This window comes from Micromonospora sp. NPDC047521, assembly GCF_055587305.1.
Window position 1 is genome coordinate 599,859 of the sequence record NZ_JBVJGN010000001.1, and the last position, 22,312, is coordinate 622,170.

Annotated in this window: 23 protein-coding genes; 17 read left to right on the top strand and 6 right to left on the bottom strand. The window is 70.3% G+C overall.

Going from position 1 to position 22,312, the window contains the following annotated elements; all coding sequences use genetic code 11:
- Window positions 1-29 precede the first annotated feature (29 nt).
- The 5 genes from ACZ6N8_RS02845 to ACZ6N8_RS02865 all read left to right on the top strand — a co-directional run bounded on the left by ACZ6N8_RS02845 (window position 30) and on the right by ACZ6N8_RS02865 (window position 4,410).
- Window positions 30-479 carry a hypothetical protein gene (locus ACZ6N8_RS02845; protein ID WP_364368129.1) on the top strand — a complete coding sequence of 150 codons (450 nt, stop codon included), beginning with the start codon at window positions 30-32 and terminating at the stop codon, window positions 477-479.
- A complete protein-coding gene (locus ACZ6N8_RS02850) occupies window positions 476-1,840 on the top strand; it encodes a hypothetical protein (protein WP_466007050.1) in 1,365 nt (454 codons plus the stop codon). Before ACZ6N8_RS02845 ends, ACZ6N8_RS02850 begins: the two co-directional genes overlap by 4 nt.
- A 22-nt stretch (window positions 1,841-1,862) precedes the next feature.
- Entirely contained in the window at window positions 1,863-2,999 is a 1,137-nt protein-coding gene (mycP, locus tag ACZ6N8_RS02855; RefSeq protein WP_466007293.1) for a type VII secretion-associated serine protease mycosin, read from the top strand.
- A 92-nt stretch (window positions 3,000-3,091) separates the two neighbouring features.
- Window positions 3,092-3,760: a Maf family protein gene (locus tag ACZ6N8_RS02860; protein WP_466007051.1), complete on the top strand. Its 669-nt coding sequence runs from the start codon at window positions 3,092-3,094 to the stop codon at window positions 3,758-3,760.
- Complete coding sequence (locus tag ACZ6N8_RS02865) at window positions 3,757-4,410, top strand: O-methyltransferase (RefSeq protein ID WP_466007052.1); 654 nt, start codon at window positions 3,757-3,759, stop codon at window positions 4,408-4,410. The genes ACZ6N8_RS02860 and ACZ6N8_RS02865 overlap by 4 nt, the downstream gene beginning before the upstream one ends.
- A gap of 69 nt (window positions 4,411-4,479) precedes the next feature.
- Here the strand turns inward: ACZ6N8_RS02865 and ACZ6N8_RS02870 are convergent, their stop codons facing one another.
- The 3 genes from ACZ6N8_RS02870 to ACZ6N8_RS02880 form a co-directional block, all read right to left on the bottom strand.
- On the bottom strand, window positions 4,480-5,235 hold the full coding sequence (locus tag ACZ6N8_RS02870; protein WP_466007053.1) for an ABC transporter permease: 756 nt from the start codon (window positions 5,233-5,235) through the stop codon (window positions 4,480-4,482).
- Between the two features lie 18 nt (window positions 5,236-5,253).
- Window positions 5,254-6,213, bottom strand: coding sequence for an ATP-binding cassette domain-containing protein (locus ACZ6N8_RS02875; RefSeq protein WP_466007054.1), 960 nt, complete (start codon window positions 6,211-6,213; stop codon window positions 5,254-5,256).
- Window positions 6,214-6,335: 122 nt separating this feature from the next.
- A complete protein-coding gene (locus tag ACZ6N8_RS02880; RefSeq protein ID WP_466007295.1) occupies window positions 6,336-6,947 on the bottom strand; it encodes a PadR family transcriptional regulator in 612 nt (203 codons plus the stop codon).
- Window positions 6,948-7,086: 139 nt separating this feature from the next.
- On the opposite strand from ACZ6N8_RS02880, the gene ACZ6N8_RS02885 reads away from it, so the two are divergent.
- Together ACZ6N8_RS02885 and ACZ6N8_RS02890 are read left to right on the top strand one after the other, a co-directional pair.
- The gene (locus ACZ6N8_RS02885) at window positions 7,087-8,838 is read left to right on the top strand and encodes an acetyl/propionyl/methylcrotonyl-CoA carboxylase subunit alpha (protein ID WP_466007055.1); all 1,752 of its coding nucleotides are present in this window, start codon (window positions 7,087-7,089) and stop codon (window positions 8,836-8,838) included.
- Between the two features lie 69 nt (window positions 8,839-8,907).
- On the top strand, window positions 8,908-10,347 hold the full coding sequence (locus ACZ6N8_RS02890) for a GuaB1 family IMP dehydrogenase-related protein (RefSeq protein ID WP_466007056.1): 1,440 nt from the start codon (window positions 8,908-8,910) through the stop codon (window positions 10,345-10,347).
- Here ACZ6N8_RS02890 and ACZ6N8_RS02895 read toward each other — a convergent pair.
- On the bottom strand, window positions 10,313-11,944 hold the full coding sequence (locus ACZ6N8_RS02895; RefSeq protein WP_466007057.1) for a DHA2 family efflux MFS transporter permease subunit: 1,632 nt from the start codon (window positions 11,942-11,944) through the stop codon (window positions 10,313-10,315). The genes ACZ6N8_RS02890 and ACZ6N8_RS02895 overlap by 35 nt on opposite strands.
- Before the next feature lie 57 nt (window positions 11,945-12,001).
- Between ACZ6N8_RS02895 and ACZ6N8_RS02900 the strand changes: the two genes are divergently transcribed.
- The gene (locus ACZ6N8_RS02900) at window positions 12,002-12,490 is read left to right on the top strand and encodes a MarR family winged helix-turn-helix transcriptional regulator (protein ID WP_466007058.1); all 489 of its coding nucleotides are present in this window, start codon (window positions 12,002-12,004) and stop codon (window positions 12,488-12,490) included.
- A gap of 19 nt (window positions 12,491-12,509) precedes the next feature.
- On the opposite strand, the gene ACZ6N8_RS02905 is transcribed toward ACZ6N8_RS02900, so the two are convergent.
- Window positions 12,510-13,055 (bottom strand): TetR/AcrR family transcriptional regulator, encoded by a 546-nt coding sequence (locus tag ACZ6N8_RS02905; RefSeq protein ID WP_466007059.1) that lies wholly within the window; start codon window positions 13,053-13,055, stop codon window positions 12,510-12,512.
- 84 nt (window positions 13,056-13,139) lie between these two features.
- Here ACZ6N8_RS02905 and ACZ6N8_RS02910 point away from each other — a divergent pair, with 84 nt between their 5' ends.
- From ACZ6N8_RS02910 to ACZ6N8_RS02925, 4 genes are read left to right on the top strand one after another with little or no spacing between them, the layout of a single operon-like run.
- Entirely contained in the window at window positions 13,140-13,586 is a 447-nt protein-coding gene (locus ACZ6N8_RS02910) for a DoxX family protein (protein ID WP_466007060.1), read from the top strand.
- A gap of 24 nt (window positions 13,587-13,610) precedes the next feature.
- Window positions 13,611-14,093 (top strand): MarR family winged helix-turn-helix transcriptional regulator, encoded by a 483-nt coding sequence (locus ACZ6N8_RS02915; protein ID WP_466007061.1) that lies wholly within the window; start codon window positions 13,611-13,613, stop codon window positions 14,091-14,093.
- Entirely contained in the window at window positions 14,087-15,820 is a 1,734-nt protein-coding gene (locus ACZ6N8_RS02920) for an ABC transporter ATP-binding protein (protein ID WP_466007062.1), read from the top strand. The genes ACZ6N8_RS02915 and ACZ6N8_RS02920 overlap by 7 nt, the downstream gene beginning before the upstream one ends.
- Entirely contained in the window at window positions 15,817-17,862 is a 2,046-nt protein-coding gene (locus ACZ6N8_RS02925; RefSeq protein WP_466007063.1) for an ABC transporter ATP-binding protein, read from the top strand. Before ACZ6N8_RS02920 ends, ACZ6N8_RS02925 begins: the two co-directional genes overlap by 4 nt.
- A 4-nt stretch (window positions 17,863-17,866) precedes the next feature.
- On the opposite strand, the gene thrS is transcribed toward ACZ6N8_RS02925, so the two are convergent.
- Entirely contained in the window at window positions 17,867-19,084 is a 1,218-nt protein-coding gene (gene thrS / locus ACZ6N8_RS02930; protein WP_466007064.1) for a threonine--tRNA ligase, read from the bottom strand.
- Window positions 19,085-19,601: 517 nt separating this feature from the next.
- Here thrS and ACZ6N8_RS02935 point away from each other — a divergent pair.
- The 5 genes from ACZ6N8_RS02935 to ACZ6N8_RS02955 all read left to right on the top strand — a co-directional run bounded on the left by ACZ6N8_RS02935 (window position 19,602) and on the right by ACZ6N8_RS02955 (window position 22,300).
- Window positions 19,602-20,219 (top strand): DedA family protein, encoded by a 618-nt coding sequence (locus tag ACZ6N8_RS02935; RefSeq protein WP_466007065.1) that lies wholly within the window; start codon window positions 19,602-19,604, stop codon window positions 20,217-20,219.
- An 80-nt stretch (window positions 20,220-20,299) separates the two neighbouring features.
- Window positions 20,300-20,449 (top strand): hypothetical protein, encoded by a 150-nt coding sequence (locus ACZ6N8_RS02940; RefSeq protein ID WP_466007067.1) that lies wholly within the window; start codon window positions 20,300-20,302, stop codon window positions 20,447-20,449.
- A gap of 179 nt (window positions 20,450-20,628) precedes the next feature.
- Window positions 20,629-20,961 (top strand): helix-turn-helix domain-containing protein, encoded by a 333-nt coding sequence (locus ACZ6N8_RS02945; RefSeq protein ID WP_466007068.1) that lies wholly within the window; start codon window positions 20,629-20,631, stop codon window positions 20,959-20,961.
- Between the two features lie 100 nt (window positions 20,962-21,061).
- The gene (locus ACZ6N8_RS02950; protein WP_466007070.1) at window positions 21,062-21,688 is read left to right on the top strand and encodes a DUF998 domain-containing protein; all 627 of its coding nucleotides are present in this window, start codon (window positions 21,062-21,064) and stop codon (window positions 21,686-21,688) included.
- Between the two features lie 69 nt (window positions 21,689-21,757).
- Complete coding sequence (locus ACZ6N8_RS02955) at window positions 21,758-22,300, top strand: hypothetical protein (RefSeq protein ID WP_466007071.1); 543 nt, start codon at window positions 21,758-21,760, stop codon at window positions 22,298-22,300.
- Window positions 22,301-22,312 lie beyond the last annotated feature (12 nt).

The following is a 22,312-nucleotide window of genomic DNA, read 5'->3' on the forward strand; positions in this document are numbered from 1 at the left end:
AAACGGTGTGGTGACGGTAGGGAGGATCGATGATCCCCGAAGAGGACGGGCCAGCACCCTGGCTGCGCAACTACGGCGGTATCGAGGCTGACATCCGTCAACTCCGGGACTTCGCCGACCAGCTCGCCGCCGAGGTCGAACGCAACTACGCGCCGCACCTGCCGTACATCGCCGCCGACATGTCAGCCGAGATACCCAACCCCTGCGACGCCTTCGTCGAGCTGGTCACGTTCCTGCACGCCCACCACGAGACACAGCAGGCGACCGCCGACATGGTGTACGCCGTCCGAGGCGCCACCGGCCACCTCGCCGCAGCCGCCGACCGCGTCGCCACCCGGTACGCCGACACCGACGCCTTCTCCGCCGCCCGGGTCGTCGACGTGCGACAGGCCCTCGCCGACCCGGGCGCCGTACTGCCCGACACCCCCGCGCCCACACCGATGCTCAGCGACCCCACCGGGCCGGTGGTGCTCCCATGAACGAACGGGGCAACAGCCGCACCGCCGGCACCAACTGGCAGCTCATGGACGTCAACAGCATGTGGGCGTGCCTCCAGGACCACGACACCGCCAACCACTGGAAACAGGTCGCCGGCTGGCGCAAGGTCTGCGACCTGGCACAGATCCACCTCGGGCGGCTCCAGGAATACCGGCGAGGGCTCGCCACGGCCTGGCCCCCCGAAACCAGCGCCGCCTCCCGCACGTACCTCGCCCAACTCGACGAACTCATCGACAAGGTCCGGCACACCCACGACGCCGCCGCCGCCAACTACACCGCGCTGTCCGCCGCCACCCAGGCCATCGGCACCACCCGCGCCGCGCTCCGCAAGATCTACGAGGAGTACGCGGACAAACTCCAGCAGAAGCAGGCGTACGAGACGACGGCGGCCGACCCTAAGGCGATCATGGGGAACCGGGTCACCGAGCCACCTGTGACCGACGCGGAACTGGAACGGCTGAACGTGCAGGCGCGGCGCATGATGTTCGGCCTCAGCGGCGAACTCCAACAAGCCCAAGCAACCCTCCAAAAACCACCGCCGCCACCGAAAGGCAAACCAGTCGCTGACCAGGCGAACCCGGATGTCTACGGCGAAAGTATGGGACCACTCATTCCCCCGATCGTGCCCGTCCCGGCGCGGAAACCTGCCGGAGGCAGATCGGCCATAACAACCGAGCCCGTTTCCATGCCGAATGTTCCAGGCGCTGGGCCCATACTTGGCGCTGCAAGCGGCGGGTCACCTGGCGCAGTGACGAACGCCGGCTCAGGTCTTGGGTCCACGCCACCAACGCTGGCAGGATCAACATCCATCCTCGGACCGCAACCACTCTCACCTAAAGTCGCCCCCATTGCTGGACCTTCGAGAGCCGCTGATTCGCACCTCCCTCAGATCGACCGCCCGACCGGAGGCAATGCACCACCACATGCAACGTCGCCAGCGCAACCGCGTTCAATGCTGCCTGGTGGTCTGATCGGGGGGATACCCGGGGCCGGAATTGGTCAGCCAGGTGCGAGCACATCACCTCGTCGCATTAACCCGGTGGGCGGCGTGATAGGTGGCGGAGGTGCCGGCACCGGACCTACAGGCGGAGCGGGATCGAGGCCGGGCAGCGGTCGTAATGTCGGCCTCTCAAGCGGGTTCACGCCATTCGGTGGAGCCCCGAACATGAGCCCAGGCGGTGGCGTGCCTCGTCCGACTCCACGGGAAAGCGACCGGGATAAGAGCCGTCCGTGGGACCCTGATCACCCCTGGGAAACTGAGCAGGGTGTCGAGCCAGTGGTCCGTCCGCCAGACAAGCAGGGTCCGATCGACCCCGGCCCTGCCATCGGCTTTGACCGATAAGCCACATGCCGCCTGGAGGGCCATAGTCAGTGCGAGCGCCGCGGCCGTCGTACTGCAACTCCCGCTGGCAACAGACGCAAATGCCGCACCTGAAGCTCAAGAAATCGAGAGAATTCGCGGCGATCAGTGGCATCTGGGCTATCTTCATGTAAGGGATGCGCAGAAGATCAGTCGAGGCAGTGGGGTTATCGTGGCAGTGCCAGACACCGGCGTTTACGATCACCCCGATCTGCGGAGCAACCTGCTTTCCGGCACAGACATCACTTCCGACAACACTGGCGACGGTAAAACCGATTCAAGTAGCCATGGCACTGGAATGGCGGGCCTGATCGCTGCCCATGGACGTGGCGACAACAAAGGAGCGCTTGGCATCGCCCCAGGATCCAGCCTTCTGCCTATTCGGATCCAGGTGGCGGATGAAGAAGGCGACAGCGACGACCTTGCTGCGGGAATCGAGTATGCTGTTTCTCGCGGGGCCAAAATCATCAGCATCTCTTCTGTCGCTGGCCCGAATCGGAATCTACAGAAAGCCGTGGAAAGTGCCATACAGGCGGACGTCCTTATGATCGCGGCGGCAGGCAATCTTCCACGTGACCGGTACGTCAGCTTTCCGGCCTCATACCCGGGTGTCATTGCCGTCGGCGGAATCGATCGCAATGGAAACCGTGCTGCCATGTCCGTGACCGGGCCGGAAATTGATGTGGTTGCGCCAGCGGTCGACATCTACAGCACGAGCATCAACGGCAAGTACCGGAAAGGCACCGGCACCTCGGACGCGACAGCGATCGTGGCGGGGGCTGCGGCGTTGATCAGGTCGAAGTACCCCTACCTGCCGGCGCGGGAGGTCGCGCATCGACTCACGGCCACGGCCGTCGACAAGGGTCCGCCTGGTCGTGACGACGAGTACGGGTACGGCGTGATCGATCTTGTGGCGGCGCTGACGGCAGACGTACCCCCATTGGGTTTTAAGTCGGCGAGCGCTCCGGCCGGTGCTGGGGCGAGTACGACGGCTGGCGCTCGTCCTGGTGATGACGACGATGGTGCGACCGTTCGTGGCCTGGTCACTCTCGCGGTGATCGTGGCCGCTGGCGTCGGTTGGGCGTTGGTGGTGCGACGTCGTCGGCGCGGTGATGATCCGCCGCCCAGGATCAGTCGCTGACCGACCCGAGCGCGAAGGGGTACGGGAGGCCGGAGCGCGCCAGTGGGCGTCGGCCCACGCCGGGCAGCCCCGCAGCCGGTACCGTCGGGGTCGTGTCTGAATCTCTGCCGCTCCGCCTCGTGCTCGCCTCGGCGAGCCCTGCCCGTCGTAAGTCTCTCCAGGCCGCCGGCATCGAGCCGGACGTGCTGGTCAGTGGGGTGGATGAGTCGCTTGTGGTGACCGACCGGGCCGAGGATCTGTGCCTGGAGTTGGCGCGGCTCAAGGCGCAGGCCGTGCTGACCCGGCTGAACGCCGACGTCGACCAGCGGACGCTGGTGATCGGCTGTGACTCGGTGCTGGCGTTCGACGGGGAGATCCTCGGCAAGCCGGCCGACCCGGCGGAGGCGACCCGGCGGTGGCTGCGGATGCGGGGACGCAGCGGCGTTCTGCACAGCGGGCACTGCCTGATCGACATGGCCGCCGGACGGCGCGCGGAGGCGGTGGCCTCGACGACCGTTCACTTCGCGGACATCAGCGACGACGAGATCGCCGCGTACGTGGCCACCGGTGAACCGTTGGCGGTGGCCGGCGCGTTCACGATCGACGGGCTGGGCGGGCCGTTCGTGGAGCGGATCGAGGGTGACCCGGGCACGGTTGTCGGGCTGTCGATGCCGCTGCTGCGCCGGCTCCTCGCCGAGTTGGATCTGAGGATCACCGACCTGTGGACGAAGGTCGCGCCGGGCGGCCAATCCGTGGAGCCGCTCGGTAACGTCCGGTCATGACAACCAAGTCGATTCCGCTCACCGACGAGCTGCACGCGTACCTGGTCGCGCACGGCGCCCCGCCGGACGAGATCATCCGGGACCTGGCCGAGGAGACCCGGTCGGTGCTGCCGGAGCACGCCACCATGCAGGTGGCGCCGGAGCAGGCCGCCTTCCTCACGTTCCTCACCCGGCTGCTCGACGTGCGGCAGGCCGTCGAGGTCGGCACGTTCACCGGGCTGTCGTCACTGGCCATCGCGCGTGGGCTGCCCGAGGGTGGGCGGCTTACCTGCTTCGACATCTCCGAGGAGTTCACCGGCATTGCCCGGCGCTACTGGGCCCGCGCCGGCGTGCAGGACCGGATCGACCTGCGTATCGGCCCGGCCGGGGAGACGCTGCGGGAGCTGCCGAACGAGCGCTTCCTGGACTTCGCGTTCATCGACGCGGACAAGACTGGCTACCCGGTGTACTGGGCGGAGCTGGTGCCCCGGATGCGTCCGGGCGGGGTGATCGCTGTCGACAACGTGCTGCGCGGCGGTCGGGTGATCGCCCCGCGGGACGCCAACGATCGGGCCATCGCCGCGTTCAACGACGAGGTCCTGGCCGACGTACGGGTGGATCCGGTGATGCTGCCGATCGCGGACGGCCTCACTCTCGCCCGGGTGCGCTAAACACGACGACCCCACGCGGACCGGGGTGCCCCCGCAACGACTAAGGGGCACCCCGGTGCGCGCGAGCCGTCAGCGGACGCTGCGGGCGAACTGGCGTGCCGCCCAGAAGACACCCAACGCGGCGAGGACCGCGGTGATGGTGAGGCCCTGCCAGACCTTGTCGCTGCTCAGGTCACCGGCGAACAACGCACGGGTGCCGTCGACCGCCCAGGAGAACGGGTTCCAGTCGGCGATGCCCTGCAACCAGCCGGGCGCGAAGGTCAGCGGCAGCAGGATGCCGGACAGCAGCAGCACCGGCTGGGCCACCGTGTTCATCAGCGGGGCCAGCGCGTCCTCACTCTTGACCTTGAGCGCGACGCCGTACGAGACGGCCGAGGTCATCAGCGCGATCAGGGCGAGCATCAGGTACGCCAGCAGCAGGTCACCGATGAACACCCGCAGGTCGAACAGGAGCGCCAGCAGGGTGATGATGACCGCCTGCACGATGAGCGAGACCACATCGCGCAGCGAGCGACCGAGCAGCAGGGCGAGCCGGCTGATCGGGGTGACCCGGGAGCGTTCGATGACGCCGGCGCGCAGCTCGGCGATCAGGCCGAAGCCCTGGAACAGGCCACCGAAGATGGCCAGCAGCACCAGCAGGCCGGGTACGAAGATCTTGTAGGCGGCGGCCTGGGTGGGCGCGTTCAGCGCCGGCTTGAGCAGCGGGGCGAAGAGCAGCAGGTACATGACCGGCTGGAAGACGCCGACGAAGACCCAGACCGGGTTGCGCAGCAGGAGTTGGGTCTGGCGCTGGAAGATCAGCCACGTGTCACGGGCGAATTTCATGAGAGTCGTCTCCGGTGGTCAGGACTCGCGCAGCGAGCGGCCGGTCTTGGTGAGGAAGACGTCGTCGAGGCTGGGACGGTGCAGCTCGATCGAGCGCAGCTCCAGCCCGGCGTGGTCGAGTCGGCGCAGCACCTGCGGGATGGCGGTGGCGCCCTCGTCGACGTAGAGACGCAGGCCGCCCTCGTCGGCGGTCTCCAGCTTGTTGACGTACGGCTCGCCGTCGAGCGTCTGCGCTGCCTGCGGGGTGGCGGCCAGGTCGAGGCCGACCAGCACCACGTCGCCGGAGATCTCCCTCTTCAGCTCGACCGGGGTGCCCTCGGCCACCACCTCGCCGTGATCCATGATCGCGATCCGGTCGCAGAGCGCGTCGGCCTCGTCCAGGTAGTGCGTGGTGATGAAGACTGTCATCCCGTCGCTGCGCAGGCGCCGGATCTCGTCCCACATGTGCGCGCGGCTCTGCGGGTCGAGGCCGGTGGTCGGCTCGTCCAGGAAGACGACCTTCGGCTCGTGGATGATGCCGAGCGCGATCTCGACCCGCCGGCGCTGACCGCCGGAGTAGGTCTTGCACTTGCGGTCGGCGTACTCGGTGAGCTGGAAGGCGTCCAGCGCGCGGACGGCGCGCTGCTGCGCGTCGGCCTTGCCGATGCCGTACATCCGGGCGTGCAGGACCAGCTCCTCGCGGGCGGTGGACTCGTCCCACGTGCTGCCGCCCTGCGGGACGTACCCGATGCGACGCCGGACCTCCGCCGGATCCTTGCGCAGGTCGGCGCCGGCGATGGTGGCCTCACCACCGTCGGGCTCGATGAGCGTGGCGAGCATCCGCAGTGTGGTGGTCTTGCCGGCGCCGTTCGGGCCGAGGAAGCCGAAGATCTCGCCCTCGGCGACCTCGAGGTTGACCCCCCGCACGGCGTCGACCGTCTTCGTCTCTCGACCCGCGCGGGAGCGGAACGACTTCCGCAGCCCTCTGGTCTCGATCATTTCTGCTCCTGGTCGGTCTGGCCGGCCGGGCCGGCCGTCGAGTGGGAACGACGCCGGACGGCGCACTCCCCCGCTGTGCCGAGAGCAGGCTAACGCGATATAACTCTTGTAGTCAACGTTGATTATTTCGCGTTGGGGTCGATCCGCTCCTCGCCGTCCCGCCGACCCGACCAACCCTCGGCGTTCGCCAGTTCAGCAGGCAGGTACGACACGCCGCTCTCGATCCGCTCGGCGATCCGCTCGCACCACGTCATCTCCGCCTCCGCCCGCGCCGACCACAGCTCGAACATCCAACTGACGTGCACCGGCTTGGTGTTGCGCACCCAGTCCGACTGGAGCGAGGCGCGCATCGACTCGATGCCGGCCCGCAGCAGGTTGGCCCGGTTGCGCAGCGCCGCCGCCGCCTCGGACCGCGGCATCGCGGGCAAGAAGGAGAAGGCGGCCGTGAACGGGTCGACCGGCTCGGTGAAGTTCCACCAGAGGTTGCGCAGCAGAGTCTCGAACTCGTCCTCCCCCTTGGGGGTCACCTCGTAGGTTGTGCGAGCCGGCCGGGCACCTACCTGCTCGGTGGCGACCGTCCGCAGCAGACCCTCCTCGGTGAGCTTGCGCAGCGCGTGGTAGATCGATCCGGGCTGCACGTTCGCCCACTTGTCGGCGCTCCAGCTCAGCAGCTCGCGGCGCACGTCGTAGCCGTGCACGGGCTGCATCCACCGCACCAGACCGAGGATCATCATTCGAGTCGAGGACACCCCACAAGCGTAATAGCCAAGTTTGACTAAGGTCAGTGCCACATCCCACACTGAGCGATCGTTAGGGCCACCACAGGTGGCCGATACACTCCCCGTCAGTAACTTCCCGGGAGGAGCCACGAAGGTGCGCAAGGTACTCATCGCCAACCGCGGCGAGATCGCCGTCCGGGTCATCCGCGCCTGCCGTGACGCCGGCCTGGGCAGCGTCGCCGTGTACGCGGACTCCGACCGCGACGCCCTGCACGCCACCCTCGCGGACGAGGCGTACGCGCTGGGCGGGGACAGCGCGACCGAGACGTACCTGCGCATCGACAAGCTGCTCGACGTGGCCGCCCGGTCCGGCGCGGACGCCGTACACCCGGGTTACGGGTTCCTGTCCGAGAACGCCGACTTCGCCCAGGCGGTCATCGACGCCGGGCTGACCTGGATCGGCCCCACCCCACAGGCGATCCGCGACCTGGGTGACAAGGTCACCGCGCGGCACATCGCGCAGCGCGCCGGCGCTCCGCTGGTCCCCGGCACGCCGGACCCGGTCGCGAGCCCGGACGAGGTGATGGCGTTCGCCGTCGACCACGGCCTGCCGGTCGCCATCAAGGCCGCCTTCGGTGGTGGCGGGCGCGGTCTCAAGGTGGCCCGGACCATGGAGGAGATCCCCCAGCTCTTCGAGTCGGCCACCCGGGAGGCGGTCGCCGCGTTCGGTCGGGGCGAGTGCTTCGTCGAGCGGTACCTGGACCAGCCCCGGCACGTCGAGGCGCAGGTCCTCGCCGACCAGCACGGCAACGTGATCGTGGTGGGCACCCGGGACTGCTCGTTGCAGCGACGTCACCAGAAGCTCGTCGAGGAGGCGCCCGCGCCGTTCCTCACCGACGCCCAGCGGGCGCAGATCCACGACAGCGCCAAGGCGATCTGCCGCGAGGCCGGCTACCACGGCGCCGGCACCGTCGAGTACCTGGTCGGCAGGGACGGCACGATCTCCTTCCTGGAGGTCAACACCCGCCTCCAGGTCGAGCACCCGGTCACCGAGGAGACCGCCGGCATCGACCTGGTCCGTGAGCAGTTCCGGATCGCCGACGGTGAGAAGCTGCGGATCACCGAGGACCCGACGCCGCGCGGGCACGCCATCGAGTTCCGGATCAACGGCGAGGACCCGGGCCGCAACTTCCTGCCCGCCCCGGGCACGGTCACCGCGCTACGGCTGCCCACCGGCCCGGGCGTGCGTGTGGACACCGGCATCTCGGCCGGCGACGTGATCGGCGGCAACTTCGACTCACTGCTCGCCAAGGTGATCATCACGGGCGAGACGCGGACCGAGGCGCTGGAGCGCGCCCGCCGCGCGCTCGACGAGATGGTCGTCGACGGCATGGCCACCGCGCTGCCGTTCCACCGCCTGGTCGTGCGGGACGAGGCGTTCACCGCCGAGCCGTTCACCGTGCACACCAGGTGGATCGAGACCGAGTTCCACAACACCGTGCCGCCGTTCGCCGCCGCCGCCGGCACCGCCGAGGCGCCTGCCGAACGCGACACCGTCGTGGTCGAGGTCGGTGGCAAGCGCCTCGAGGTGAGCCTTCCTGCCGGCTTCGGCGGGGGTACGACCACCGCGGCACCAGCCTCGCGTAAGCCGAGCCGACGTGGCGGCGGCGCCAAGGCCGGTGCTCCGGTCAGCGGCGACGCGTTGACCTCGCCGATGCAGGGCACCATCGTCAAGATCGCGGTGGCGGACGGCGACACGGTGGCCGAGGGCGACCTGGTGGTGGTGCTGGAGGCGATGAAGATGGAGCAGCCGTTGCACGCCCACAAGGCGGGTACGGTAAGCGGCCTGACCGCCGAGGTGGGTGCCGTGATCACCTCCGGCGCCGCGATCTGCACCATCGCGTGACGGGCTGGTCGCGGGTGGTTTCGGACACCACCGGCGGCGGGACGGACCACGAGCGGCAATGATGGCCGGGTGCGGTTCCTTCACGGCGCGGTCCCCGCGCACGACCTGACCTACACCGACGTCTTCATGGCGCCGGCCCGTTCCGACCTGGGCTCCCGGCTCGACGTGGACCTGTCCACCGGCGACGGCACCGGCACCACCATCCCGCTTGTCGTGTCGAACATGACCGCGGTCGCCGGCCGGCGGATGGCCGAGACGGTGGCCCGGCGTGGCGCGATCGCGGTGATCCCGCAGGACATCCCGATCGAGGTGGTGGCGAACGTCGTCGCCTGGGTCAAGCAGCGCCACCTGGTCTACGACACCCCGATCACCCTGGGCCCGACCGAGACCGTCGGCGACGCCATCCACCTGCTGCCGAAGCGGTCGCACGGCGCGGTGATCGTGGTCGACGAGGCGGGCCGGCCGGTGGGTGTGGTCACCGAGGCGGACACCTTGGGCGTGGACCGGTTCGCCCAGTTGCGGCACGTGATGTCCACCGAGCTGCACACCGTTCCGGCGGACGCGGACCCGCGTACCGGCTTCGACAGACTCTCGGCGGGCCGTCGCCGGCTCGCCCCGGTGGTGGACGCCGACGGCCGGCTGGTCGGGGTGCTGACCCGGCAGGGCGCCCTGCGCGCCACCCTCTACACACCGGCGGTGGACGACCGGGGCCGGCTGCGTATCGCGGCGGCGGTCGGGATCAACGGTGACGTCACAGGCAAGGCCGCCGCGCTGCTGGAGGCCGGGGTGGACACGCTTGTCGTGGACACCGCGCACGGCCACCAGGAGCGGATGATCTCCGCGTTGCGGGCGGTCCGCAAGCTGGACCCGGGCGTCCCGGTGGCGGCCGGCAACGTGGTCACCGCCGAGGGCGTACGCGACCTCGTCGAGGCGGGCGCCGACATCATCAAGGTCGGCGTCGGGCCGGGCGCGATGTGCACCACCCGGATGATGACCGGGGTGGGCCGGCCGCAGTTCTCCGCCGTGCTGGACTGCTCGACGGCCGCCCGTCAGTTGGGCCGGCACGTCTGGGCTGACGGCGGGGTGCGGCACCCCCGCGACGTCGCGCTCGCGCTCGCCGCCGGCGCGTCGAACGTGATGGTCGGCTCCTGGTTCGCCGGCACCTACGAGTCGCCAGGTGACCTCTACACCGAGCCGGACGGGCGTCGGTACAAGGAGAGCTTCGGGATGGCCTCGGCGCGGGCGGTAAGCGCCCGTACCGCCGACGACAGCCCGTACGACCGGGCCCGCAAGGCGGTGTTCGAGGAGGGCATCTCCTCGGCCCGGATGTACCTGGACCCGACCCGGCCCGGTGTCGAGGACCTGATCGACGAGATCATCGCCGGTGTCCGCAGCGCCTTCACCTACGCCGGCGCACGGAACCTGACGCAGTTCCACGAGCGGGCGGTGGTGGGTGTGCAGAGCGCCGCCGGTTTCACCGAGGGGATGCCCCTGCCGACGAGCTGGTAGCAGCGTCGACCGGTGCTTGTGGCTCGGGGCGGGTCCGGGGCAGCCGGGCGCAGGCCACCAGGCCGATCAGGAGGAAGCCGGCGGCGGCGAAGGCGGCGTACCGGGTCGCGTCGGAGAAGGCGATGCGGGCTTCCTGGGCGATCGGTGCGGTGCGCGGGTCGTCGGCCAGGCCGCCGATGGCGGCCCCGGCGCTCTCCTTGACCGCCGTGACCACCTGGTCCCGCTGGCCGGCGTCGAGCCCCGGCTGGTCGGCCAGCCGGTCGCCGAGGATGCCGCCGAGGCTGGCGAAGAGAACGGTGCCGAGTACGGCGATGCCGAGCGCCGAGCCGACCTGCCGGGCGGTGCTCTGGACGCCGGAGCCCTGCCCGCTGCGCCGCACCGGCACCTCGGAGAGCGACACGCCTGTCAGTTGGGCGGTGGCCATTCCGACGCCGATGCCGTAGACGAACAGGAAGCCCAGCGGAGCCCACCAGCTGGTGTCCGGCGCGACGACCAGACCCAGTCCGGCGACCCCTACCAGTTCGGCGGCGACGCCGAGCTGGACGACCCTCGCGGCGCCGAGGCGCTGGGTGAGTGGAGCGCCGATGCCGCTGGCGAGGAAGCTGCCGACGGCGAGTGGCAGCAGCGCCAGTCCGGTGTCGAACGCGCTGTAGCCGAGCACGTTCTGGTACCACAGGGGAAGCGCGAAGAGCAGCCCGAACTCGCCGAGGCTGACGATGGCGGCGGCAAGGACGCCGTTGCGGAACGACCCGATCCCGAACAGCGACAGGTCGAGCAGGGCGGGGCGGCCGGCGCGGTTGCGGCGGAGCTGGTGACCGAGGAAGACGGCGAGCGCGGCGAGGCCGAGCAGACCGGCCACCGGGACGGGCGAGAGCGTGAGGTTCCAGTCCAGCCCGAAGAGGCTGAACGGCTTCTCCCGCTGCCACCAGCCGTAGGTACGCCCCTCGATGAGGGCGAAGACGACACCTGTCATGCCGATCACGGAGAGCAGCGCGCCGACGATGTCGATGCCCCGCTCGGCGCGGTCGTCGCGGGACTCGGCGACCAGCGCGAGGGTCACCGCGACGACGGCCAGGCCGACCGGGACGTTGATGCCGAAGGCCCAGCGCCACGAGTACTCGGTGGTCAGCCAGCCGCCCAGCAGCGGGCCGAGGGCCGCCGCGCCGCCGATGGTGGAGCCCCAGACGGCGAAGGCGATGCCCCTGTCCCGGCCTGTGAAGTTGGCGTTGAGCAGCGACAGCGAGGTGGGCAGCATCATCGCGCCGCCGACGCCCTGGAGCACCCGGGAGGCGATCAGGGTCTCGCCGGAGCCGGCCAGCGCGGCGAGCACGCTTGCCGCCACGAAGACGACCACCCCGGCGACGAACATCCGGCGGCGTCCGGACCGGTCGGCGAGCCGACCGGCGACCAGCAGCAGCGCCGCGAAGACCAGGGTGTACGCCTCCTGGACCCACTGCGCGTCGGTGGAGGTGATGTCGAGGTCCCTGATGATCTGCGGGACGGCGACGTTCACGATCGTCGCGTCCACGATGATCATCGCGACGCCCAGGCTGATTGCGAACAGTCCCCACCAGCGTCCGCGCCCGTGCTCGGCCATGTTCAGCTCCTTCTTGTAGCTAGATTTTCTAGCTACCCGAGCTGCTAGCTTTTACCCATGGCGCGGCCTTCGTCAACCCCAACGAGTGAGACGGCCCGCGCTCTGCGTGAGCTGCTGCGTGTCGCCGGCGACACCCGGGGGGCACTCGCCCGCCGGCTGGGGATCGGCACCACCGACGCGGCGGCCATCGACCACCTGATCTCCAGCTCCGAGCCGCTCGGCCCGGTCGAGTTGGGCCACCGGCTGGGCATCCGTTCCGCGTCGGCCACGACCCTGGTGGACCGCCTGGTGCAGGCCGGGCACGTACGCCGCGCGCCGCACCCGCACGACAGGCGCCGTCTCGCGCTCGAAGTGACAGAGCACGCCTACGACGAGGTCCTGATGGCTCTGCGACCGATGCTCGTCGGCGTGGACCAGGTGGTGAGCCGGTTGACCCCGGAACAGGCGGTGGCTACCACCGCGTTCCTGCGGGCGATCACCGAGGTGATGCGGGGGTACGTCGCCACCGCGCCTACCGACAAGCAGGTGGGCGGCCCGCAGACCTGACCCGGGGGCTCGGGACCGGTCAGCCGAACAGGCGCCGCAGCACCGCGCGGGCGGCGTCGTCCGGATCGGCGCCCACCCGGTCCGGCAGGGCACCGGCCAGCCAGAGGGTGGCGAAGCCGTGGGCTATCGACCAGGCTGCGAGCGCGTCCCGGTCGGTGTCGGCTGTGGACAGTGTCGCCACTCCCGAGCGGAGCGCGGCACCGGAGCGTCCCCGTGCGGCGACCAGCTCGGCATCATCGGCCCGGTACAGCTCGGGCCGGAACATCACCTCGAAGTGCGCGCGGTGCCGGACGGCGAAGTCGACGTACGCCACGCCGGCGGCCAGCAGGTCGTCGGCGGTCTCCAGCGCCTCGGCCAGCAGGTCGAAGCCCTCGGCTGCCAGTGCGGTGAGCAGGCCGGCCTTGTCGCCGAAGTGGTGTGCCGGCGCGGCGTGCGAGACGCCGGCCCGGCGGGCGAGGTCGCGCAGGCTCAGGGCCGTCGGGCCGGCCTCGTCGATCGCCTCCACGGCGGCGGCGAGCAGGGTGCGACGGAGGTCGCCGTGGTGGTAGCCGCGCGACGAGGTCATGCGGCGATCCTATCTTGCCATTGACAAGATGCCACTTCGGCACGCAATCTTGTCACTGACAAGTTCAGACCGAGGAGGATCCTGATGGCACCCCTGATCGCCCTTGTGGTCGGCACCGCGCTGGCCCGGCTCGCCGGCCTGGCCGGCATCTCCGCACTCGACGGCTGGCACCCGGCCCTGCGGGTCGGGCTGGCCCTGATGTTCGTGCTGACCGGCGTCGCGCACTTCGCCGGGCAGCGCCGGGCCGACCTGATCGCGATGGTCCCGCCCCGACTGCCCCACCCCGATCTGCTGGTCACCCTCACCGGGGTGCTGGAGCTGGTGGGCGCGGTCGGCCTGCTCGTTCCGGCCACCGCCCGCTGGACCGCCGCCGGGCTGGGCCTGCTGATGCTCGCGATGTTCCCGGCCAACGTGTCGGCCGCACGCCGGAAGCTGACCCTCGCCGGACGACCGGTCACCCCGCTCGGGCAGCGCACCGTCCTGCAGGTCGTGTTCGTCGCCACGGCTGCCGTTATTTCGTTTGGCCCCTGACTATCAGGGAGCTAATGTGCCCTCGTGGAACTCGTCACCCTCCAGGACGTGCCGCTGGGTCGGCTGCTCGTGGTCGCCGGGCACCTCGTCGGGCAGCGCTGGAACCGCTACCTCGCCGAGGAGCACGGCCTCACCCAGGCCGGCATGGTCACCCTGATGACGCTCGCCCGACACGGCGAACTGCCCCACCGCGAGGTCGCCGAGAAGGGGTTCGTACGCCCCGCGACCCTCACCGGCATCGTCGACACACTGGCCCGCGACGGGCTCGTCGAACGACAGCGCGACGACAGCGACAGGCGCAGCATCCGGCTCGCCATCACCCCCGCCGGGCGGGAGCGCGTCGCCGCGCTCGGCGCACTCATGCATTCCGGACGTCCCCTCACCTCGGTCGACGCCGACCCGGCGAAGGCCCAGGTCATCCGGGAGTTCCTGCTCGAGGTCATCGGCAGCGGGGACGACCCGCGGATGGCCGCACGACCCACCGACACGAAGGACCCGGCGTGCTGATCCGACTACTGCGCGGCCAACTGCGCACCTATCAGAGACCGCTGCTGGCGGTGGTGCTGCTCCAGTTCGTGGGCACCATGGCCTCGCTCTACCTGCCCAGCCTCAACGCGGACATCATCGACCAGGGCGTGGCCCGGGGCGACACCGACTACATCGTGCGCACCGGCGGCTGGATGCTGCTGGTCAGCCTCATCCAGATCGTCTGCTCGATCGCCGCCGTCTACCTCGGCGCGCGGGTCGCGATGGGCTTCGGCCGGGACGTACGCGCCAGGCTGTTCGGGCACGTCAACCGCTTCTCCGCCCGCGAGGTGGCCCGGTTCGGGGCGCCGTCGCTGATCACCCGCAACACCAACGACGTGCAACAGGTGCAGATGCTCGTGCTGATGAGCTGCACCATGCTCGTCGCGGCACCGATCATGAGCGTCGGCGGTGTGTTCATGGCGCTGCGCGAGGACATCGGGCTGTCCTGGCTGATGCTGGTGAGCGTGCCGGTGCTGGCCATCACCCTCGGCTCGATCATCCGCCGGATGGTGCCGGGCTTCCGGCTCATGCAGACCCGGATCGACACGGTCAACCGGGTGCTGCGCGAGCAGATCACCGGCATCCGGGTGGTCCGCGCGTTCGTCCGTGAGCCGTACGAGACGGACCGCTTCGGCGTCGCCAACGCCGACCTGACAGCTACCGCGCTGCGTACCGGACGGCTCCTGGCGTTGATCTTCCCGGTGGTCATGCTGGTGCTGAACGTCTCAAGCGTGGCGGTGCTCTGGTTCGGCGCGCAGCGGGTGGACTCCGGCGCGATCCAGGTCGGCGCGCTCACCGCGTTCCTGCAGTACCTGATGCAGATCCTGATGGCCGTGATGATGGCGACCTTCATGCTGATGATGGTGCCCCGGGCCGCGGTCTGCGCCGAGCGGATCACCGAGGTGCTGGACACCGACTCCTCCGTGGTACCCGCGGCCGAGCCGGTCACCGAACTGCCCACCCGCGCCGAGTTGGAGCTGCGCGGCGTGCGCTTCCAGTACCCGGGAGCTGTCGACCCGGTGCTGCGGGACATCTCCTTCCGGGCCACACCGGGCACCACCACGGCGATCATCGGCAGCACCGGCGCGGGCAAGACGACACTGCTGTCGCTCATCCCCCGCCTGGTCGACGTCACCGCCGGCGCCGTGCTCGTCGACGGTGTGGACGTCCGCGAGTTGGCCCCCGACGAGCTGTGGCGTCGGATCGGGCTGGTGCCGCAACGGCCGTACCTGTTCACCGGCACGGTCGCCAGCAACCTGCGCTACGGCAACCCGGACGCCACCGACGAGGAACTGTGGACGGCGCTGGAGATCGCCCAGGCGCGGGACTTCGTGGCCCAGATGCCCGGCGGGCTGGACGCGCCGATCGCCCAGGGCGGCAGCACCGTCTCCGGTGGGCAGCGGCAACGCCTCGCCATCGCCAGGGCCCTGGTCCGCAAGCCGGAGATCTACCTGTTCGACGACTCGTTCTCCGCGCTGGACCTCGGCACCGACGCGCGGCTGCGGGCGGCCCTGCGGCCGGTCACCGCGCAGTCCGCGGTGGTGATCGTGGCCCAGCGGGTCTCCACGATCGTGGACGCCGACCAGATCATCGTTCTCGAGGACGGAGGGGTCGTCGGAGTGGGACGACACGCGGAGCTTCTGAAGACCTGCCCGACGTACGCCGAGATCGTGGCCTCCCAGCAGACGACGGAGGTGCCGGCATGACCGAGCGCGAGACGCCGCCCACCGCGGCCGTACCCGAGCAGAAGTCGGCACCCGACGGCCCGACGCCCAAGCGGCTGCCTCCGGGCCGGCAGGGCGGTGGACCTGCGTGGATGGGCGCCGGCATGCCCGCCGAGAAGTCGATGAACTTCGGCCCGTCCGCCAGACGGCTGCTCGGTCGACTCCGCCCGCACCGGCTGCACCTGGCGGCGATCATCACGTTGGCCCTGGTGAGCGTCGGGTTCAGTGTGGCCGGGCCGAAGATCCTCGGCCACGCCACCGACCTGATCTTCACAGGTGTGATCGGTCGGCAACTGCCGGCGGGCACCACCACCGAGCAGGCCGTCGCCGCCGCGCGTGCCAGCGGAAACGCCAGCTTCGCCGACATGCTGGCCCGGATGGACGTGGTGCCCGGGGTGGGCATCGACTTCGACGCCCTGAGCCGGGTGCTGCTGTTGGCGCTCGGGCTCTACCTCGCGGCCAGCCTGCTCATGTGGTGGCAGGGCTGGCTGCTCAACGGGGTCGTCCAGCGGACCGTGCTGCGGCTGCGCGCCGAGGTGGAGGAGAAGCTCAACAGGCTGCCGCTGCCCTACTTCGACAGGCAGCCCCGGGGTGAGCTGCTCAGCCGGGTCACCAACGACATCGACAACATCTCCACGAGCCTCCAGCAGACCCTCAGTCAGCTGCTCACGTCCCTGCTGACAGTCATCGGCGTGCTGGCGGTGATGTTCTGGATCTCGCCGCTTCTGGCCCTGGTGGCCCTGGTCGCCGTACCGCTGTCGGTGCTCGTCACCCAGCGGATCGCCAAGCGTTCACAGAAGCAGTTCATCGCGCAGTGGACGCACACTGGCGAGCTGAACGGCCAGATCGAGGAGGCGTACACGGGCCACGAGCTGGTGAAGGTCTTCGGTCGCCAGCGTGAGGTGGAGGCCGCGTTCCACGCCAAGAACGAGGAGTTGTTCCGGGCCAGCTTCGGCGCCCAGTTCATCTCCGGGATCATCATGCCGTCGATGATGTTCATCGGGAACCTGAGCTACGTGGCCATCGCCGTGGTCGGTGGGCTGCGGGTCGCCTCCGGCACGATGAGCCTCGGCGACGTGCAGGCGTTCATCCAGTACTCCCGCCAGTTCACCCAACCGCTCACCCAGCTCGCCTCGATGGCCAACCTGCTCCAGTCCGGGGTGGCGTCGGCCGAACGGGTCTTCGCGGTCCTCGACGCCGACGAGCAGACGCCCGACCCGGCCGAGCCGGCACGGGTGGCCGACCCGCACGGCCGGGTCGAGTTCGAACACGTCTCGTTCCGCTACGAGCCGGACAAGCCGCTGCTCGACGACCTGTCGCTTGTCGCCGAGCCGGGTCACACGGTGGCCATCGTCGGGCCGACAGGCGCCGGCAAGACCACACTTGTCAACCTGGTCATGCGCTTCTACGAGCTGGACGCCGGCCGGATCACGCTCGACGGCGTGGACATCACCACGATGCGCCGCGACGACCTGCGCGGCCGGATCGGCATGGTGCTCCAGGACACCTGGCTCTTCGGCGGCACCATCCGCGACAACATCGCCTACGGACGGCCGGAGGCCACCGAGGACGAGATCGTGGCGGCGGCGCGGGCCACCTTCGTGGACCGGTTCGTCCGCAGCCTGCCCGACGGCTACGACACGGTCATCGACGAGGAGGGCAGCAACGTCAGCGCCGGCGAGAAGCAGCTCATCACCATCGCCCGCGCGTTCCTGGCCGAACCGTCGCTGCTGATCCTCGACGAGGCCACCAGCTCGGTGGACACCCGCACCGAGGTGCTGCTCCAGCGGGCGATGGCGGCGCTGCGCTCGGACCGCACCAGCTTCGTCATCGCGCACCGGCTCTCCACCATCCGCGACGCCGACCTGATCCTGATGATGGAGAACGGCCGGATCGTCGAGCAGGGCACCCACGAGCAGTTGCTCGCCGCCCAGGGCGCGTACCACCGGCTCTACCGCTCCCAGTTCACCGGGGCGGTGGTCGACGAGGAGCCGGCCACCGCCGCACAACCGGCGTCGGTCTGACGTGTCAGTCCGGGGGGAGCAGATCCGCCGAGCGGGCCGCGACCTGCCCGCCGATCAGGGCGAGCGCGGCGCCGGCGGGCATCGGGGCCAGGGCGTCGCCGCCGCGCAGGCGCAGCGCGAGGTGCCCGTCGGCCACCTCCCGGGCACCCAGTACCCCGAGGTACGGGACGCGGCGGCGGGCCGCGTCCCGGACCCGGGCGCCCAACGAGCCGGCCGCGTCGACCTCGACCCGCAGGCCGGCGTCGACGGCCTTCCGGGCCAGCTCCTTCGCCGCGTCGACCTGCCCGGCGTCCACCGGCAGCAGCACCATCTGGACCGGCGCGTACCAGGCCGGGAAGGCCCCCTCGTGCACCTCGATGAGGTACGCGAACAGGCGCTCCATGCTGCCGACCAGACTGCGGTGCACCATGACCGGCCGACGTCTGCCGCCGTCCGAATCGGTGTACGACAGGTCGAACCGCTCCGGCTTGTCGAAGTCGAGTTGGATGGTGGAGATGGTCGACTCCCGGCCGGCCGCGTCGACGATCTGGATGTCGATCTTCGGACCGTAGAAGGCTGCCTCCCCGGGCGCCTCGACGTACTCCACCCCGGCCAGCGCCCCCCGGAGCAGATCCTCGGCGTGCGCCCACTGCGCGTCGTCTCCGACGTACTTCTCGCCCGGTCCGCGCAGCGACAGCCGGAACCCGGCCGGGCGGACGCCGAGCGCGGCGTGCGCCGCCCGGATCAGCCCCAGGATCTCGGCGACCTCCGCGCCCACCTGCTCCGGCGCGCAGAAGGTGTGCGCGTCGTTGAGCGAGATGGCGCGTACCCGGGACAGCCCGCCGAGCACCCCGGAGCGCTCCGAGCGGTACATTCCGCCCAGCTCCGCGACCCGCAGCGGCAACTCCCGGTAGGAGCGGCCCCGGGCCCGGAACACCAGCGCGTGGTGCGGGCAGAGCGCCGGCCGGAGCACGAACTCGTCGTCGGCGCTGAGCCGCATCGGCGGGAACATGTCGTCGGCGAAGTAGCCGAGGTGCCCGGAGAGTTCGAAGAGTTCACGCTTGCCCAGCGGCGGCGAGTAGACGTGCTGGTGACCGGAGCGACGCTCCAACTCCCTGACGTACTCCTCGACGGCGTGCCGGGCGGCGGCGCCGGCGGGCAGCCAGATCGGCAGGCCGGCGCCGGCCAGCGGATCGGAGACGAAGAGGTCCAGCTCGCGGCCGAGCCTACGGTGGTCGATCATGTCGGGCTCCTGGTTCGGGTACGACCCGGAGGCGACCTGGACACCGAACGCCGCGCGGCCCTCGGAGGCGGATCGCCCCGGGGCCTGGTCGACTGTGGTGACGTCAGAGCGGCGCGCCGGGGACACCCGGCGTCGCGGTCACCACTACCGCTCTGCGCATACGGCGACGCTACCCGCGGGGCGCCCGGGGGCGCATTCGGATTTACGGCGGCGCGCAAGAGGTGGGCCGCCGGCGCGGGACCCGCCGGCGGCCCTGGCGGCTCGAAATCGTCAGGAACGGGGGACCCGACGGGCGGAGCCGCGCCGACAACGGTACGCCGACGGCCGCCGATCCGCCGACCGCTCCGGCGGTGGTGGGACGGTCCCCGGAACCGTCACCCGAGGTCCGTTCGCCTCGTTGAACCGGGGTGGCCTGGCCGTGTCGACGGTCACGCCGGGCCGGGGCTGTCCACGGTGACGCCGGACACGCCGTCAGGCTCGAGACACCCAATCGGCCGCATCCGGCGAGGTGGCAGGCGTGCCCGAACTACTGACTGACGTCGCATCGCCGGCGTGGGCGTACCTGGTGCTGCTCGCTCTGCTGATCGCGGACGCCTTCGTCCCGGTGATCCCCACCCAGATCGTCATGATCACCAGCGGTGCGCTCACCGTCTACGGCGGGCTCAGCCTGCCGGTCACCATCGCCGTCGGCGCGCTCGGCGTGTTCGCCGGTGACCTGGCCTGCTACCTGCTCGGTCGAGGCGCTCCCGACCGCAGGGCGCCCCGGCACGCGGAGCCGAGCCGGGCCCGCCGGATGGCCAACCGGGTCACCCAGGGGCTCCGACAACCAGGGCCGATGGTGATCCTGCTGTGCCGGTTCGTGCCCGGCGGTCGAATGGCGGCCTGCTTCTCGGCCGGCCGCAGCCGCTACCCGTACCGGCTGTTCGTGCTGTACGAGGCGGTCGCAGCGCTGGGCTGGGCCACGTACGGCGCGCTTGTCGGGCACCTCGGCGGCACCGCGCTCACCGAGTCGGCGTGGCGGCTGGCCATCATCGCCACCGCCGCGGCGGCCGGCTTCGCCGCGGCCGGATGGGGCATGACCCTGATCAGCGCCCGCCACGCCCGCGCCGCCGCCGCCGAACTTCCCCTGGACTGAGTGTCGCCGGACCCGCCGGGTATAAGCTGGGCTTATATTGACGTGATGTGGGACGTCAAACTTCATCCCGAGGTCGAGGAGTGGTTTCTCGACCTCGGCAGGACGGAACCCGCCGCGCCGACCTCATCAGCGAGGCCATCGATCTTCTCGCCGAACACGGGCCGGCACTCGGGCGTCCCCTGGTGGACCGGCTCAAGGGAAGCATCTTTCACCACATGAAGGAGCTGTGACCCGGATCGGCCGGCTCCACAGAGGTCCGCATGATCTTCGCCTCTGATCCCGTTGGAGAAGCGGTCTTCCTGGTCGCCGGCGACAAGTCGGGCCAGTGGCAGAGTCGGTACAAGACGGCGGTCCCGTTGGCGGACGACCGGTTCCAGGAGCACCTCTCCAGGCTGAAGGAAGTGCGGAGATGACCGATGGAGTGGACTGGCGGGACGTCCGGGTCAAGGCCCGAGAGCTCAATCCGTCCTGGGAACATCCGGACCGGGTCGCACGACGGGCCCACCACCGTGAGCAGATGCTGGCATCGGTGAGTGGTGCCCAACTGGCAGAGATCCGAAAGCACCTGGGTATGACCCAGGCCCAACTGGCCGAGGCAGCGGGGTTGACCCAGGCCAGGATCAGCCAGATCGAAAACGGCGAGCACACCGGCCTGGACACTCTCCGCGCCTACGTCACAGGCCTGGGCGGTCACCTCGACGTCGTCGCGCGGATCGGGAACATCCGACTGAACGTCGCCTGATCTGACGACGACGTTGCGGGGCCTCTAGGGGTGGTCCCGGGGGAGGATTTCGGTGGGCGTCCCGGATCCGGCTGGGGTGCCCGCGGCGACAGGCTGAAGCATGCCTGGAACCCGGAACACCGGTCTGCTGGCCCTCGGCGGGATCGCCGTGGCGACGCTGCTCACCGTGATCGGTCACCTGGAAGTCAACGACGACCTCAACCCGTGGGCGCTGACCATCAGCGACTTCGCCGTCTCCGACCGAGGGGGCGTCATCGACGTCGCCATGGTGGTGTTGGCGCTCGCCACCGTGGCACTGCTCCACGGCCTGCGCCGTACGGGCCCACCCGGACCGCGCTCCGGTCGGACGGCCGAGTTGCTGCTCGGCGCGTGGGTGGCCGGGCTGCTGCTGGCCGCGGTGGTGCCGACGAACGAACCGGGCACCGCCATGACCACGGCCGCGTACCTGCACCGGTACGCCTCGGTGGTCGCCTTCCTGGCGCTCCCGGCCGGCGGCTGGCTGCTCGCCCGGCGCGATCAGCTGACGCCCGCCGCCCGCTGGTTGCGCGGACTGGCGGTGGCCAGTCTCGCCCTGGCCGCGGCCATGGTCTGGTCGGCGTACCCCGGCGACCGCATGTTGATCGGGCTGGCCGAGCGACTACTCATCCTCACCGAGGTCGGCGTACTGACGGCGGTGGCGCTCGTCCTCGCCCATTCCGGCCCGTCGAGGCGCGTCACCACCGGTTAGGCTCCCGCTTCCGGAAATGACGAAGGGGCGGGCTCAGTGAGGGTCAGGAAACGGCCGATCCAGCGGACAGTGACCCTGCTGCTCCTCCTGGCGTCGGCGACGGGCTGCGCCACGGCGGACCCGGCGGTCGCCCGGCGGGCCGACAACTCGCCGAGCGCCACCCCCGCCACACCGTCGGCACCGGCCGAACGCCCCCGGCTCTGCGGTGCCCCGCCGCCGGCCGAGGCTGACGAGTTCCGGTTCAACCGCGACGCCGCCCGGCGTGACCCGCTGGTCGGCGTAGGCCCGACGGCCTACACGGGCGGCATCGCGTCCTACGACGACCTGGACGTCGGCGAGTTGGCGGAACTGCTCGAGCTACGGTTCGTCGACCCGTACGACAGGCAGAACGCCGCGCCGACGGTGTGGGAGATCTTCCGCTTCCTGTGCGCGCATCCCGACGTCCGGGCGGCCGGTTACGTGGTCAGCCTGGACCGCGAGGACTACCGGACCTCGATCGAGAGCATCTACGCCGAACGGATCGACGCCGCCCTGACCGCCGACGCCACGACGTTCTGCGCCACGGCCGAGGCGATCACCGTGGAAGACCACCTGGAGTGCTTCTGGGACTGAGCCCGTCGAGTC

Coding starts and splice junctions, on each gene's coding strand:
- ACZ6N8_RS02845 (WP_364368129.1), top strand. CDS start 30: ATGATCCCCGAAGAGGACGGGCCAGCACCCTGGCTGCGCAACTACGGC.
- ACZ6N8_RS02850 (WP_466007050.1), top strand. CDS start 476: ATGAACGAACGGGGCAACAGCCGCACCGCCGGCACCAACTGGCAGCTC.
- ACZ6N8_RS02865 (WP_466007052.1), top strand. CDS start 3,757: ATGACAACCAAGTCGATTCCGCTCACCGACGAGCTGCACGCGTACCTG.
- ACZ6N8_RS02870 (WP_466007053.1), bottom strand. CDS start 5,235: ATGAAATTCGCCCGTGACACGTGGCTGATCTTCCAGCGCCAGACCCAA.
- ACZ6N8_RS02875 (WP_466007054.1), bottom strand. CDS start 6,213: ATGATCGAGACCAGAGGGCTGCGGAAGTCGTTCCGCTCCCGCGCGGGT.
- ACZ6N8_RS02880 (WP_466007295.1), bottom strand. CDS start 6,947: ATGATGATCCTCGGTCTGGTGCGGTGGATGCAGCCCGTGCACGGCTAC.
- ACZ6N8_RS02895 (WP_466007057.1), bottom strand. CDS start 11,944: ATGGCCGAGCACGGGCGCGGACGCTGGTGGGGACTGTTCGCAATCAGC.
- ACZ6N8_RS02900 (WP_466007058.1), top strand. CDS start 12,002: ATGGCGCGGCCTTCGTCAACCCCAACGAGTGAGACGGCCCGCGCTCTG.
- ACZ6N8_RS02905 (WP_466007059.1), bottom strand. CDS start 13,055: ATGACCTCGTCGCGCGGCTACCACCACGGCGACCTCCGTCGCACCCTG.
- ACZ6N8_RS02910 (WP_466007060.1), top strand. CDS start 13,140: ATGGCACCCCTGATCGCCCTTGTGGTCGGCACCGCGCTGGCCCGGCTC.
- ACZ6N8_RS02925 (WP_466007063.1), top strand. CDS start 15,817: ATGACCGAGCGCGAGACGCCGCCCACCGCGGCCGTACCCGAGCAGAAG.
- thrS (WP_466007064.1), bottom strand. CDS start 19,084: ATGATCGACCACCGTAGGCTCGGCCGCGAGCTGGACCTCTTCGTCTCC.
- ACZ6N8_RS02945 (WP_466007068.1), top strand. CDS start 20,629: ATGACCGATGGAGTGGACTGGCGGGACGTCCGGGTCAAGGCCCGAGAG.
- ACZ6N8_RS02950 (WP_466007070.1), top strand. CDS start 21,062: ATGCCTGGAACCCGGAACACCGGTCTGCTGGCCCTCGGCGGGATCGCC.